Genomic DNA, 14,698 nt, shown 5'->3' on the forward strand with positions numbered 1-14,698 from the left:
GGCCAAACTTGTACTCCTCAATATTTTTCTCTGGCGACAATGAATTAGCCCTGCCTCCTGGGAGGGGCGGGGGTGGGTTAACTTCTGACTTCTGACTTCTAACTTCTGACTTCGTTAAGGCCTACTTGTGGCATAAGGTGCGTTGCAACTTAGCCTACGAGTACAAAGGTTTCTAAGTATAAATACTAGAATACCCAATAATATTTTTGACCGGAATTGCCAGCATAATTACTGTGATATGATAGTCATAGGTAATTTCACAAGCTTTATTGGGACTTTGCTGTCCTGAATTACTTGGACTCCTACAAATTCTCTCAGAGGTCAATACAACAACTTGAGAAAATATTAGAGGAACTTTATGGCAGACATTAATGAGTTAATTGAAAAACTGGCAGAACTTGATGAGGAGACATTGCAAGCTCAACTTGGGATGCAACTACAAAGCTTGGAAGATGATTTAACCACAAGTGCTTCTGTAGAATCTATCAATATCAATACCCTGACGGCTGTTCCCAGAGGTCTAGAGGGTAATAAATTTATAGAATTTGGTCAGAATTTTTTTAAACGCCTGAATGGAGAAGCTTACGATTTCTTATGCGATCGTGACCCCTTTGGTGACGGTTGTAAAACAATGCAAAAAATTGAGGATGCTTACAATGAAAGTTCCACAAAAGCTGCGGGTATGTTAACTCCCATTTTGGTTACTAATTTAGGGTTAGCTCCGGCGATCGCTGCTATTGTTGCTACCTTAATTGTGCAGAAAATTGCTAGTGCAGCAGGTGAGACAATTTGCTCAATGTGGCAAGACAGTTTTGATGGGTCTAAACCACCTGAAATAGAGTAGGAAATGTTTTGCTTTTGCTGAAAGTTTTTTCAGCTTAAAATATCAACCCCCATCCTTAAAAATGAAGTTTCAATAACAAAAAAATTAACAGAGGAAGACTATGAATTTAACAACATTATTATCATCAAATAATTGGTCAATTTTTTCTGTAAGAGCTGTTTTAACTACTGTTATTCATCAGCTTCGATTATTAGTAACATCCGAAGAAAATCTTGGCATAACAACTACTAATATTTTGCACTCCGAAAAATCCAGGGCTTCAGACAGACCAAAAAATAGAACAGACGGAGGTCGTAGAGGAAGTTCTAGGGTTTCAGATAGACCAGAAAATAGAACAGACGGAGGCCGTCGAGGAAGTACATCTAGGGTTGCAGATAGACCAGAAAATAGAACAGACGGAGGCCGTCGAGGAAATACAGATGATGATTCAATATTATTTCCTGAAACACCTAACCAAACCCCCAACTTTCACGCTTTGCTCATCGGAATTGACTTCTATTTTCCCCATGAATTAGAAGGTGGCAGCTATAAAAATTTACGGGGTTGTGTTCGAGATATTAATCATGTTGAAACCTATTTAAAAAATACTTTCAACCTCACATCCGACCAAATTATTAAACTCACAGCTACTGCTTCAGATAATCCTAAGCAACCCAAAGAATCACCCGAATTTTTACCAACTTATGAGAATATAGTTGCTAAATTTAAAGAGGTAACTGCTAAAGCAAAACCTCAAGACCAAGTATATATTCATTACTCTGGTCATGGTGGACAAGCGAAAACAATTTTTACAGATATTAAGGGTATTTCTGGTATAGATCAAGGCTTAGTTCCCACAGATATTGGTCAACCAAATTCACGCTATTTACGTGACTTAGAATTTGCCCAACTTCTCGAAGAAATGGTGAATAAAAAATTAGTTGTAACTTTGGTACTCGATAGCTGTCATTCCGGTGGTGCAACAAGAGGTGGAGAAGACAAGATTCGTGCTGGAGGTTTTATTGATATGACTCCCCGACGAACTAATAGTTTAGTTGCACCTATTCAAGAACTAACAAAAAATTGGCAAAATCTAACAGCAAATAGTCGCAACCTTACCGTGGCCAATGGTTTGTTGCCACAACCAAAAGGTTATACTTTAATCGCAGCTTGTCGGGATAATGAATTTGCTTATGAGGATGTTTTTGAAGGAACAGAACGCAACGGCGCTTTAACTTATTTTCTCTTAAAAAATCTGCGCAAATTTGGCACAGAAATTGCTGTAGAAGAGCTATTTAATAGCATTTCTAATTTCGTTCATAATCGCTTTGAGCGACAAACACCGATGCTAATTGGACAGACAAAGCAGACTTTTTTTGGTGGTCAATCTGTTGTTAGTAGGCCTACTCCTACGGTCATGGATGTAGATATTACTAAAAACCGAGTCAAAATCCAAGCTGGTCAAGCTAATGGCATCAAAAAAGGGGCGGAATTTGATATTTTCCGATTTACAACCAGGGATTTTCAAGACAGCCAAAATCTAATTGCTACAGTAAAAGTAGTAGAATTAGGAGCATCTGATTGTTGGGCAGAAGTAACAGAATTACACAATATCAGAACCATCAATAATAACTTGAGCGAAGGAATGATTGAAATAGGTTCACCTGCAATATATTTAGGACCAGGGGTGAAACAAATTCGTAAAGTTTGTGTTCTTTTTCCAGACCCATTACCGCAAATTCCTGGTGTAAATGTGGCATTATTGCCTAATATTCTCGCAGCTAAGAAAGAACAAATTGAAGGTCATCGCTGGATAGAATTTTGTTCGGAAACAGAAATTGATGTAGATTATTTTGTTTCACTGAATGCTGCTGGAGAATATTGGGTTTTAGATGCTCTGAAACAGCCAATTAAAAATATTATTTTTCCAATAAAAGCGGATGATCCAGAAGCTAGTGAAAAGCTAATTAATCGCTTAATTCATCTTGCCAAATATCAGACTATTTGGGATTTGGATAACGAAGAATATTCTGCCCCATTAAATGGAAAGCTTAAGCTTGAATTAGGTACGTCAGTGAAACGAGAATTTGTACCTTTAGAAACTGACAATAATATTTATGAATTGGAAGAGGGCGAACGGGTTTTTCTCCGAATTCATAATCTATCTAATCAAACTTTAAATATTACGGCTTTGATACTTCAGGAAGATTTAAGTATTGTAAAATTCTATCCAAAAGCTGTGCCTTATGAAGTGTTAGAACCAGGAAAATATAAAGACACTCGCTTTGACCTCGAACTGCCAAAAAATTATCAGGAAGGGGTGGATATAGTTAAAGTATTTGCGACTGTGGATGGAACGAATTTTGAATTGTTGGAATTACCAGTATTAGACCAATCTCGAAGAGGTTTTGGTAATCAACAACCTACTAATAAATTAGAGGAATTATTGGCTGCTGTTGTAGATGAAGATAGTCCTCAGCGAAATATTAAAGTTGTTACTGACGCTAGTGAGGAATGGACAACAGAAAAAGTGGTGCTAGTGGTGAAGAAATAATATTAATCATGTCATGGCGAGGCGTTCATTAATTGATAATTGATCATGGATAATTGATAATTACCTCTGGTTAAAACCGTTACGGAATTGAATATAAGGAAATATTATTTCTTATCTTGGTCGATTGGAGATGGCGAGGAGACCCGCTCTTGACAGAGCCGCTCCGAAGATCGCCATCTCACCCTTCGGGAAGCTGCGCTAACGACCGCTGTCTTGGTTGATTGGATATGGCGAGGGGACCTCGCCATCCCTCAACCGCTTTTTTCCCCTTAAAAGGGGAGGCTTTAAACCAGAATTATTTAATTATTAATTATTAATTATTAATTAGGGTTTGCTGAAAAAGTCTTATGGGTGAGGGTAGGAGACAGGAGACAGGAGACAGGAGACAGGAGAAATGGGAATTTGGAGGAGGTAGGAGCTAAGTTTTGTCCCAAGTAGGAAGGAAAATTTAGCCATGAATTCTCAAAACAAATTTAATCATAATTCTTCTCAATCAAATCCCAAATCTTTCAATCAATCCCAAAATTTTGGCAACATTAGTATTGGTGGAACAAATAATCCTTTTAACCCAACAAATACTAGAAGTAGCAATGTGAATATTGACCAAAGCCACACTCAAACTATCGGAGAAAATTCTGAATCAAAAATAGATACAGCATTAGCTGAATTAGGAAAGCTTAAACAGGAAATTGCTGCCACAAATGCTCTAAGTTTAATTCAGAAAAAACAAGCAGAAATTCCTGTTGAAATACTAGAAACAGAATTAAAGAAACCTCAACCTGACAAAGGCTTGATAGATGAAGCAGTTGAGGCACTTAAAAAAGGATTAGAAGGTGTAGAAAAATTAGCTGGACCTGTGATGAAAGTTGCAACAATTTTAGCCAAAGTTTGGATTTAATTTTCTCTCTTAATCAAGGGTGAGATTGCTTCAGGGGGTTTGCGTCTACCTATTTAGGGTTTGCTGAAAAAGCCTTATGGGTGAGGGTAGGAGACAGGAGACAGGAGACAGGAGACAGGAGAAAAGGGAATGAGCGAGGAGGTAGGAGCTAAGTTTTGTAAGAATGATTTTTCTGCCTAACTATGCACCTAAAATACGCTACTTTTTGAGCGTGAAGAGCTGAAACAGGCGCACTTTTTTCGATATCAAAAAGGCTAAAACCTTTATCTGTAAATACTTTTAGATTTAATCAGCAAGCCCTATTTATACCAATTTGATAAATGTTTGCTACATTTTCTTGAGCGGGGGAGTAGGGGAGTGAGGGAGTAGGGGAGAGGTAAAGTGAATTGGTATTAGTTAATTAGATTCAAATAATATCTTCAATAACTATATTATGACTACGGAACAAAATGACAAATCCCTATCCAATCAAAATCAAACAGCCAGAGATTTGACAGTTTCAGGTAGTGAAAATCCTGTAAATTTTGTCAATACAACAGAGGGCACTACAAGTATTAATCAATCTCGTACTGTAATCTATAACTATTATTATGAAAAACAAACAATTACAACATCTACTGAAGAAGATATAGACGATAAATTACTTTGTCCCTATCAAGGTTTATATCACTTTAACTCAGAAAATGCTGAATATTTCTTTGGGCGCGAAGTATTTATTGAAGAACTCTATGAATATACAGAAACTCGTAATTTTATTCCCGTATTAGGAGCCTCTGGCAGTGGCAAATCTTCAGTTATTTTAGCAGGATTAGTACCGAAATTAGTCAAAGCTGGACATTGGCAATTTACCCATTTTCGTCCAGGAGGAGACCCATTTTATGCTCTAGCTCGTGCTTTAATTCCACTCTACGCACCGAACCTAAATGAAACTCAACTTCTGACTCAAACTGACGACTTATCTGAGTATCTAAAAGATACAAAAAAAACCAATCAATTATCCAAAGTTTTTACACAAATACAACATAATCATCCCAATAGCAGAACTTTATTAATTGCCGACCAATTTGAGGAAATTTACACCCTTTGTAATGATGAACAAACCCGCCGAAAATTTCTCGATCTTCTCTTATATACATTCCGGTCTTTCAGCAAACAATCATCCTTATCAACCGTATTAGTTGCCACAATGCGGGCTGATTTTTTAGGGAATGTATTATCTTATCCACCATTAGCAGATGTCTTGCGAAATGGGGATGTAAAAATCCGCTCCATGAACTCAAAAGAACTAAGAGATGTTATTGAAAAACCTGCTCAAAAATTAGGTATCAATTTTGAAAGCGGACTGGTAGAACGTATTCTTGAAGATGTAGATAAAGAACCAGGAAATTTACCCTTATTAGAATTTGCTCTGACAGAACTTTGGAAACAACGAAAAAGCAAACAATTAACTCATAAAGCTTATGAAGAAATAGGTCAAGTTTCTGGTGCATTAACTCGTTATGCTGATGACAAATTTAGTAAACTTAAACCAGAAGAACAACAACAAGTCCATCGAATTTTTGTGCAATTAGTACGACCCGGAGAAGGTACAGAAGACACCCGAAGAGTGGCAACTAAAGCAGAATTAAACCAGACATGGAATTTAGTCAAAAAATTAGCTGATGCACGGTTAGTTGTCACCAGTCGTACTGTTATTACCAGTGAAACAGAAGAAAATTCAGGGCAAGAAACAGTTGAGGTAGTCCATGAAGCCTTAATTAGAAATTGGGGTCAACTGAAAGGATGGATGGAAACAGACCGAGAATTTCGTGCATGGCAAGAAAGACTGCGGGGTTTTATGCGTCAGTGGCAAGAAATGGGGCGAGATGAGGGACAACTATTACGGGGGGCAGCACTCGCTCAGGCCCAGGAACAACTAAAAGACCGTCGCGATGAACTTTCAGAAAAAGAACAAGAGTTTATTCGAGAGAGTGTGAAATTTCGCGATCAAAAACGGCGACGGAATATTGTGGCAGTTACTAGCAGTTTTGTTTTGATATCAGTTTTGGCTGGAGTTGCTGTGTTCGGATGGAGACGTGCTACTGTTAACAACTGGAATACCAAAATTAGAAATAAGTTTGAGAGTCTAAAAGACAGTTTCAATTCTACTCAAACATGGGATACACTCGTTAACGGTATTAAGCTGGGGAAAAAATTAAAAAATGCTGGTTGGGCAAAACCTGAGACTCGACTATTAGGTATAGATACATTACGAGAGATAATTTCTACCCCTGGGAAGATGGAATATAATCGTTTAAATCACGATAACGAAGTTATTAGCGTGGCATTTAGCCCCACAGAAGACCTCATTGCCACGACAGGTAGCGATAACGTTGCTAAACTCTCGAAAGCAGATGGTACTTTGATGGCAATTCTAGGCCATGGCGGAGCAGTCTATAGAGCAGTTTTTAGTCCCAAGGGAGACCTTGTTGCGACAGCAAGTAAAGATAAAACTGCTAAAATTTGGAAATCTGATGGCACATTAGTAGCAACCTTAAATCACGATAACCAAGTTACCAGAGTAGTGTTTAGCCCCAACGGAGACTTTGTTGCCACTGCGAGTAAAGATAACACAGCTAAAATTTGGAAATCTGATGGCACTTTCGTAAAAACTCTAACAGGACATACAGGAGAGCTTCGTAGTATTGCCTTCAGCCCAAAAGGAGACCTTATTGTTACTGGTAGTAAAGATGACACAGCCAAAATTTGGAAATCTACAGATGGTAGTTGGGTAGATGGTAGTTTGGTTGCAACTCTTCCTGCTGAGGGGAATGTATATGATATTGAATTTAGCCCCAAAGGAGACCTCATTGCTACTGGAGATGAGGGTGGCAAAGTCAAACTTTGGAAACCTGATGGTAACGCAGTAAAAACCCTTGAAGGACACGAAAAAATAGTCTTTGATGTTGCTTTCAGTCCTAACGGAGACCAAATTGCTTCTGCTAGTTTTGACAATAAGGTCAAACTCTGGAAAATTGATGGTACTTTCTTAGATACCCTCTCTCATGCCGATAAAGTTTATAGTGTTGTATACAGCAAAAACGGCGAACAAATAGCTAGTGCTAGTGAAGATAATACCGTCAGAATTTGGAAACCAGATGGTACTCTTGTAGACACCCTTCAAGGACACAACAAAAAAATTTATAGCATTGCCTTCAGTCCCAAAGGAGACTTAATAGCGAGTGCTAGTGCTGACCAAACAGTAAGACTTTGGAATACCATCCCTTATCAAGACACATTCGGCAAAAGCCAACTTGATAATTATCATTGTAGGCGTGTTGCCGTTAGTCCTAATAACCTCATTGCTTTGGGTTGTTATTACGAAAATACACTTCAACTGCGAAAACTTGATGGTACTTTAATACAGCCTAACATCAAGCACAATAATTGGGTAACAGATGTCGCCTTTAGTCCTAACGGTGAGTTGATCGCTACCATGACCCATCGCGGTATAGCCAAACTCTGGAAACCTGATGGTACAAAAGTCATTGACCTGACCGATAAAAAATTAGGTGCTCGCAACTCTTATAATATTGCCTTCAGTTCCAAGGGCAATTTTATTGTTGCTGGCTTAAACAAAAAAGTCAAACTATGGAAAGTTGATGGTAATTTAGTTGAAGAATTCCTAGAAATAGACACAAAACATGGCCATCAAATTACCGATGTTGCCATCAGTCCCAAAGAAGACCTCATTGTTACTGCCAGTCTAACCGGGACTGCAAAAGTATGGAAAATTGATGGAGATAGACTCAAACTACTCAATACATTTGAAGAACATAAAGGCTCTATTTACAGTATTGCTTTCAGTCCTCAGGGAGACCTCATTGCTACTGCTAGTCGAGATACAACGGTCAAACTCTGGACTCCTAATGGAACCGTCAAACATACTTTAAGTGGGCATACTAATTCAGTGCTTGGCATTGCTTTTAATTCCAAGGGAGACTTAATTGCTACAGCAAGTAATGACAAAACAGTCAGAGTTTGGAAACCTGATGGCACTCTACTACTTACTCTTAGCGGTCATACAGAACAGGTGGAGAATCTGGCTTTTAACCCTAATAATAACCAGATAGTTTCAATTAGTGATGACAAAACTATTAGACTATGGAATTTGGATATCGACGATCTGCTAGCTAGAGGTTGCGACTGGGTGGAGGACTATCTCAAAAGTAGACCTGAAGATTATCCTAATAAGCATCTGTGTGATGATGTTCAACCTTCAGCACAACTTTTCCTAGAAAAAGGTAACAGAATAGTAACCAATAATGGCGATGTTGAAGGTGCTGCTGCTGAATATCGCAAAGCGTTAGAACTAAATCCTAATTTGAAGTTTGATCCATTAACAGAAGCCAAAATGATTGCAGCTCCAGGCGTGCGGGATGAAGGGGGAATATTAGCAAAAGAAGGAAAAATTAAGGAAGCAATTCGTGCTTATAATGTGGCTCAAAACTATCATCCGAACTTACAAATTCTGGGCAAACACTGGGATAAACTCTGTCGATACGGTAGTTTACATGGTCATGCAACGGATGTGATGTTTGCTTGTGATAAAGCAGTGGAGCTTGAGCCAGAAAATGAACAGTTTAGAGATAGTCGAGGTTTGGCCAGAGCATTAACAGGTGATTTTAACAGTGCTGTTGAAGATTTTGAAGCGTTTATTAAGCAGGTAAAAAACACTGAACAAAAAGCACAACGACTGCTTTGGATTGAATCTCTGAAAAAAGATGAAAATCCCTTTACGCCAGAAGTTTTAAACAGCATTATTTTAAACATGATATAAGTTAGGTCAATGTGTATTTTTTTGCACATCTCAGAACAGCAGCAGAATTTTTTGTGACAATTGATACACATTATCGCTCCTCATCCATAAATACATTAATAATGAGAATATATAGTTATTTAACTTAAGAGTGAGACATTAAGCTACACAATAATCACGGATTATTTCATCTAAAGATTTATGGGTAGGAGCATACATTATGGCTCTTTTTAATGCACTGAAATCATGTTCAATATCATTTAAATCAGGAGAATATTTGGGAAGGAATATTACTTGATGCCCTGCCTCTTCTACCATTTCTCTAATTACATTTTTGCGGTGGATTGGAGCATTATCCATGATTAAGACGCTCGATAATTTCTAATGATGGTAATAAATATTGTGATAACCATCCTTCAAAACCTTCTGCATTCAAACTTCCTGTGAATATCATTGGGGCTATTAAGTCATGGATTTCTTTTTCTTCTCCCTGCTACTAGGTTTTCTCTTTTCCCTCGTTTTCCTTGTTGGTCTCCATAGATTTTCTTTCCTCTTTTTGACCAAGCATAAATACAAGTACTTACCTCTTCAAATCCTGATTCATCAATATATACTAAACTGTTACTTCCATATATTTTTATTAATTCTCGAATGGTTCTATTATACTTTATTCTTTCTTCTCTATTTCTTTCTTGATAACGAAGTTCTTTTTTTTCTAGTTATTTTCATTTTTTTCAAGGCAGTCCAGATTGCCGTTGTACTAACTTCAAATTTTTCTGCTATGAGTTTTAATTTTACTTGCGGATTTTCCTTTATATATTTTTCTAATTCTTTCCAATCTAGTTTTCTGTGACGATGCTTTACCTTTGTGGCTTCAAGCTTTTTCCTCTCTAACCATCTATATATGGACGCTCTTCCTCCAAGCAAATACTTTTGCTGCCTTGGTTATCTTCCCACCACTTTCTATGTAATCTATTACCTTTTGTCTTATATCTAAACTATAAGTCATTACTTTCAACTACTCTCAATTCTATTTGAAAATTTTACTCTGTTTTTGTCTCATCCTTAAGTTAAACGACTATATTCAGGATACAAACCAATGCTACAGTTTGATAACTGGAGTGAAGGCGGTGATAGAAGTACATAATACAATATCTAAAACTATCCAGTCACAAACCTAACTTTCTAACCAATAAATGATTGTTAGTGTATATTATACCTAGTGACTAATAACGTTCTTTTTTCAGGGAGGCAAATTTCGATGAAATCTACAGGAAAAAAAATCATCACTACAGATTTTGATGATCAACAAATCTATAGAGAAGAACAAAAGATTTATCATCACTTTTTGGAATTGGTTTTAACTGAATCAATCGATCAAATAATTGAGAGATTTCGGATACTATTTACTCGATGTTCCCCATACCGAATTCCAGAAATATCTACAGCACTCTCGAAAATCATACAACTCCCAGAATGCCAAGAAAAATTTAATTATCTGCTGAATCGTTGTTGTTATATCTTGATTAATCATCAACAACTACCTCAAGATAAAAAAAATGTTTTAAAACAACTGATGAATTTATTTGAGCAAGCAATTGATAAATATGACTCTTCCTATGACAGACCTCGCCTAACAAAAAAAATGTTAGAACTTGTCAAAGGTTTTACTCAAAGCCAACAGTATTTGAGTTTAAAACGGATGGTAGAAGTAATAAATATATCATCTGCAAATCATACCCACGATCCTCTAAATCAACCTTTAAAAAATCTTAATTCCCACTATCCTTATTTATATAAATATTTATTAATTACTCCAAATAGCAGTAAAGAACATCAACAAGCTATCAGAAAAATGCAAGTAGAAAAACAGCAAAAATATGAAATTGATTTATCCCATTATGTTAGTCACCAAGCTAGACTACAAGTTAGTCAAGTTAAAAAGTCTACATCAGCTAAAAATCCTACCTTATTGTCTAATGACGAACTATTATTATCTATCAAACAATTTGTGGGAAAAGTAGAAGGGAATGAAACATATCGAAATTATGCTAAACGGTTTTTAGCTTATACCACAGTCCCCCAATCATATCACCTTTTTAAACACAGTTTTTATGAATATCTAAGTTCATCATTTGATGTTGAATCTCATCATATTCAAGTTCACTTTAAGAATAAACTCTACCACTATTTAAGAAGTATTATGTCTGAACGTAATGATGAGTTATTAAATGAATCTTTAATGATGAAGACTTGCCATAAATTATTAAGCTTTTTTATTGTCCATAGTTCAAAGAAATCACAGCATTTCTTTTTTATTAATCTGATTGGTAATTTAGGACCTGTAATCACAACAGGACTACTACTAAAGATCTTATTAGTTTGCCAACAACTTAAACCTAACTTAGAAAAACGATTTGCACTCTTATTTAAGCATTACCAATTTTCAACACAAAAAAAAGTTCAATGGTTAGTCAAAGTATTGGAAAATATGCAAATAGCCCTCAGTACAAATTTTGGTAGAATAGACCTTTCTTTCTTTAGTTAGCAAGATGTTAGCAAATAAATACAAATTGTTTACCTATATTTTGGGTAATTAATTTCCATTTCTTTTTTTTGCCATACTCCCTAGAACTAAGCGATCACAGAAGTGAAATTTGCTCCTTGATTATAAATTGTAGCGACCAGCAATAAGAAAGCCGTGGACTAGCAATAAGGAACTTTTTCAGCCAGAATTAATTCCAACTAGATTAACATTTGAGCCAGGATTAAATGCAACTGAGCACTGAACATAATATTAGATATTTATTGCCTAATGTTCACGATACTGCCAAGTTTTATAAGTTTCTGTATCACTCAAAATATTCACATAAAATAAATCTATTCCCTCCTGCTCCAATAAAGCCAATATTGCCAAATTTAATTCGTCATAAGCTCTCGAATAATTATCTAAATCATTAGTAAATCCAATTACTCTAATGACACGAGCATTTCTTTCACATCCCTCAAATCTAACTGAACAAGAATCATATAAAATGTCAATTTATTTTGGTATTTCTCGAATTTTATCCCTGATATGAGCTATTTTTTTAGATGAAATACCATCAATTTTAATATACGACATAAAAGCTGCTGTCTTATTTTCAATTGGTTGTTGAGAGAAATTTTTGATGCTACCATCAATCATTTTAGAGTTAGGAATTTTCTGGGTAACTCCCTCATCGGGTATATAAATTGTTGTACTTCTAATACCTATATGTTGTACAGTACACTTCAGACCACTTGGCAGTAAAAGCCAGTCATTTACTCGATACAAAGCGTCAATATAAATTACAATTGTCCCTACCCAATCAACAATAACATCCTTAAATAATAAGCCTAATGACAGACCAAAACCGCCGATTAAACCAAATATTGCAGTAGCAGAAGTTCCCAGTAATACTTCTCCTGCTTTTAGGGCAAAAATTACTATGGCAGTTAACCTCAATAGTTTCGGAATATAGGGGCTAATAATATCATCCAATTCAGTGTCTGTTTGAGCTGATAAAATTCTAAAAAATCCTCCTACAATTGGAGATGTACGGTAGATAATTAGTGTGACATTACCTACTATTGCTAGGTTAATAATTCCTGTAATTGTTTGATTGAATTGGGGATAAATATAATCTGTTAAGATTAATTGTGTAACTCGAAATCCCAGTAAATATATGAACCATGCGATAGGTTGTTTAATAATTGCAATTAATTGATCGTCAAGGGTTGTTTTTGTATTACGAGTTAAAGCCTCAATTCGGTTAATTACAATTGTGGTTAATAATTGTTTTAAGGCTAATGTGGCTATTAAAACCAGGACTATAAAAAATATTATTCTTACTGGTATATTCAGAATTGTGAGATTTTTGATGATTTGCCAAATTGCTTCCATAATTATCCGATATTAGTCAAATAGAGTTCAATAATACCATATTGGGTTTAACAGTTATAATTTAAAAAGGAAGAAGAAAGAGGGCTATCAACAGTATTAAAATAATTGGACAAAGTTAAACATAAATAGACATTTACTATGATAAAGTAGATTTATGTCTAATATCATGTCCGGATAATTAGTGATAAAAAAACTTTCTCCTTCTTCATTCTTTCTACCCTCCTGTCTCCTGTCTCCTGACTCCTTCGTCGTTTATTTATAACTGTTCAACCGGACATGATATAACTTATTAAACTCTTAAAAGAGGTGGCCGAGCAATTGAAATGCAATCAATCAAGACTAAATTAAAAGTTAACAATAAACAAAAAACAATACTTGCCAAGCACGCAGGTGTAGCCCGTCATGCTTATAACTGGGGATTAGCTACTTGTATTTGTGAATATGAATCAAGCAAGAAACGACTGAGTGCCATCACTTTACATAAACGCTTGGTGGCTGAAGTAAAAAGTCAAAATCCTTGGTATTATGAAGTATCAAAGTGCGCCCCTCAACAAGCATTAAGAGACTTAGAGAGGGCATTTAAGAACTTTTTAACTGTCCCCAAACGTGGATTCCCTCAGTTTAAGAAAAAAGGGAAAAAAGACAGTTTCTATCTAGAAGGAAGCATTAAAATCCTGAAAGGAAACTATATAAAACTCCCCAGAATCGGAATAGTAAAAACTTATGAAATCTTACCCTCTGTGCCAGTCAAAAATGTAAGAATATCTAAACGTGCAGGTGATTGGTACATTAGTTTTACATATGATTATCAAGCCAACCCTACTACAAAAAAACGAGATGTTATCGGTGTAGATGTAGGCATAAATACTCTGGCAACTTGTAGCGATGGCACACCCTTTGGCAACCCTAAAGCCTATCAGCAAGCAAAAAAACGACTAACTCGTTATCAACGCCGTGTCAGCAAAAAGAAGCTTGGCTCTTTTAACAGAGCCAAAGCCATCAAAAAGCTAGCAAGACTACACAAAAAAGTAGTAGATATCAGAGCAGACACACTACATAAACTGACAACATGGGCGAGCTTTGAACCACAGCAACATAGTCATAGAAGATTTGAATGTAAGTGGAATGCTCAAAAACCATAAATTGGCAAGTGCCATAGCAGACTGTGGCTTTTATGAATTTAAGCGTCAACTTACATACAAGTGTGAATGGAATGGAAGCCAGCTCTTGATAGCTGATAGATTTTACCCAAGTTCTCAAATATGTTCTCAGTGTGGGCATCAACAGAAAATGCCTTTACATCAGAGAATTTATAATTGTGCTAACTGTGGATTTACTGCTGACAGAGACTTTAATGCTGCTGTCAACCTAGAAAATTATGCACGTCAGTAGCTTGAGTTTCAAGCGATTTTAAGCCTGTGGAGAAGATAAGTTACAGACTGCGGTCAGTGATCTTCTGTGTTTGCGCAGCATTCCGTAGGAAAACAGGAAGCTAACTCCAAAGCTCATGCAATCATTCATGGGTAAGTTTGGGTAAGTTTAGTAGAACGGAAGGCTTTATATCAAGTCTCATTGAAGTAGCAGTCAGCACTCAGCTAGCCTCCGTAGGAGGAACTTTCCTAGGTCATGCTGCGCAAACCTTAACAGCATATTGCTAACCCAAGGCTACGGCCTTTTCCTGCGGAATGCTACGCAAACAT

8 protein-coding genes and 1 pseudogene are annotated in these 14,698 nt (G+C 36.3%); 7 read left to right on the forward strand and 2 right to left on the reverse strand.

Annotation, left to right across the window (positions count from 1 at the left end; translation table 11 throughout):
* Window positions 1-358 precede the first annotated feature (358 nt).
* From D5R40_RS23910 to D5R40_RS23925, 4 genes are all read left to right on the forward strand, one after another.
* The gene (locus tag D5R40_RS23910) at window positions 359-844 is read left to right on the forward strand and encodes a hypothetical protein (RefSeq protein WP_124145591.1); all 486 of its coding nucleotides are present in this window, start codon (window positions 359-361) and stop codon (window positions 842-844) included.
* Between the two features lie 100 nt (window positions 845-944).
* Window positions 945-3,377 (forward strand): caspase family protein, encoded by a 2,433-nt coding sequence (locus D5R40_RS23915; protein ID WP_124155314.1) that lies wholly within the window; start codon window positions 945-947, stop codon window positions 3,375-3,377.
* Between the two features lie 454 nt (window positions 3,378-3,831).
* Window positions 3,832-4,275, forward strand: coding sequence for a hypothetical protein (locus D5R40_RS23920; RefSeq protein WP_124145593.1), 444 nt, complete (start codon window positions 3,832-3,834; stop codon window positions 4,273-4,275).
* Between the two features lie 433 nt (window positions 4,276-4,708).
* Window positions 4,709-9,094 (forward strand): WD40 repeat domain-containing protein, encoded by a 4,386-nt coding sequence (locus D5R40_RS23925; protein WP_124155315.1) that lies wholly within the window; start codon window positions 4,709-4,711, stop codon window positions 9,092-9,094.
* A gap of 138 nt (window positions 9,095-9,232) precedes the next feature.
* Here the strand turns inward: D5R40_RS23925 and D5R40_RS23930 are convergent.
* Window positions 9,233-10,082: pseudogene (locus D5R40_RS23930) on the reverse strand (IS630 family transposase).
* A 252-nt stretch (window positions 10,083-10,334) separates the two neighbouring features.
* Here D5R40_RS23930 and D5R40_RS23935 point away from each other — a divergent pair.
* Window positions 10,335-11,621 carry a Sll1247 family protein gene (locus D5R40_RS23935; protein ID WP_124145595.1) on the forward strand — a complete coding sequence of 429 codons (1,287 nt, stop codon included), beginning with the start codon at window positions 10,335-10,337 and terminating at the stop codon, window positions 11,619-11,621.
* Window positions 11,622-12,116: 495 nt separating this feature from the next.
* On the opposite strand, the gene D5R40_RS23940 is transcribed toward D5R40_RS23935, so the two are convergent.
* The gene (locus tag D5R40_RS23940; RefSeq protein ID WP_124155316.1) at window positions 12,117-12,998 is read right to left on the reverse strand and encodes a mechanosensitive ion channel family protein; all 882 of its coding nucleotides are present in this window, start codon (window positions 12,996-12,998) and stop codon (window positions 12,117-12,119) included.
* Window positions 12,999-13,321: 323 nt separating this feature from the next.
* On the opposite strand from D5R40_RS23940, the gene D5R40_RS23945 reads away from it, so the two are divergent.
* Entirely contained in the window at window positions 13,322-14,140 is an 819-nt protein-coding gene (locus D5R40_RS23945; RefSeq protein ID WP_282433660.1) for an RNA-guided endonuclease InsQ/TnpB family protein, read from the forward strand.
* The gene (locus tag D5R40_RS41385) at window positions 14,124-14,390 is read left to right on the forward strand and encodes an RNA-guided endonuclease InsQ/TnpB family protein (protein WP_282433661.1); all 267 of its coding nucleotides are present in this window, start codon (window positions 14,124-14,126) and stop codon (window positions 14,388-14,390) included. The genes D5R40_RS23945 and D5R40_RS41385 overlap by 17 nt, the downstream gene beginning before the upstream one ends.
* Window positions 14,391-14,698: the final 308 nt, after the last annotated feature.

The sequence above is a fragment of the Okeania hirsuta genome, assembly GCF_003838195.1.
GTDB lineage: Bacteria > Cyanobacteriota > Cyanobacteriia > Cyanobacteriales > Microcoleaceae > Okeania > Okeania hirsuta.

Coding starts and splice junctions, on each gene's coding strand:
- D5R40_RS23910 (WP_124145591.1), top strand. CDS start 359: ATGGCAGACATTAATGAGTTAATTGAAAAACTGGCAGAACTTGATGAG.
- D5R40_RS23915 (WP_124155314.1), top strand. CDS start 945: ATGAATTTAACAACATTATTATCATCAAATAATTGGTCAATTTTTTCT.
- D5R40_RS23920 (WP_124145593.1), top strand. CDS start 3,832: ATGAATTCTCAAAACAAATTTAATCATAATTCTTCTCAATCAAATCCC.
- D5R40_RS23925 (WP_124155315.1), top strand. CDS start 4,709: ATGACTACGGAACAAAATGACAAATCCCTATCCAATCAAAATCAAACA.
- D5R40_RS23935 (WP_124145595.1), top strand. CDS start 10,335: ATGAAATCTACAGGAAAAAAAATCATCACTACAGATTTTGATGATCAA.
- D5R40_RS23940 (WP_124155316.1), bottom strand. CDS start 12,998: ATGGAAGCAATTTGGCAAATCATCAAAAATCTCACAATTCTGAATATA.
- D5R40_RS23945 (WP_282433660.1), top strand. CDS start 13,322: ATGCAATCAATCAAGACTAAATTAAAAGTTAACAATAAACAAAAAACA.
- D5R40_RS41385 (WP_282433661.1), top strand. CDS start 14,124: ATGCTCAAAAACCATAAATTGGCAAGTGCCATAGCAGACTGTGGCTTT.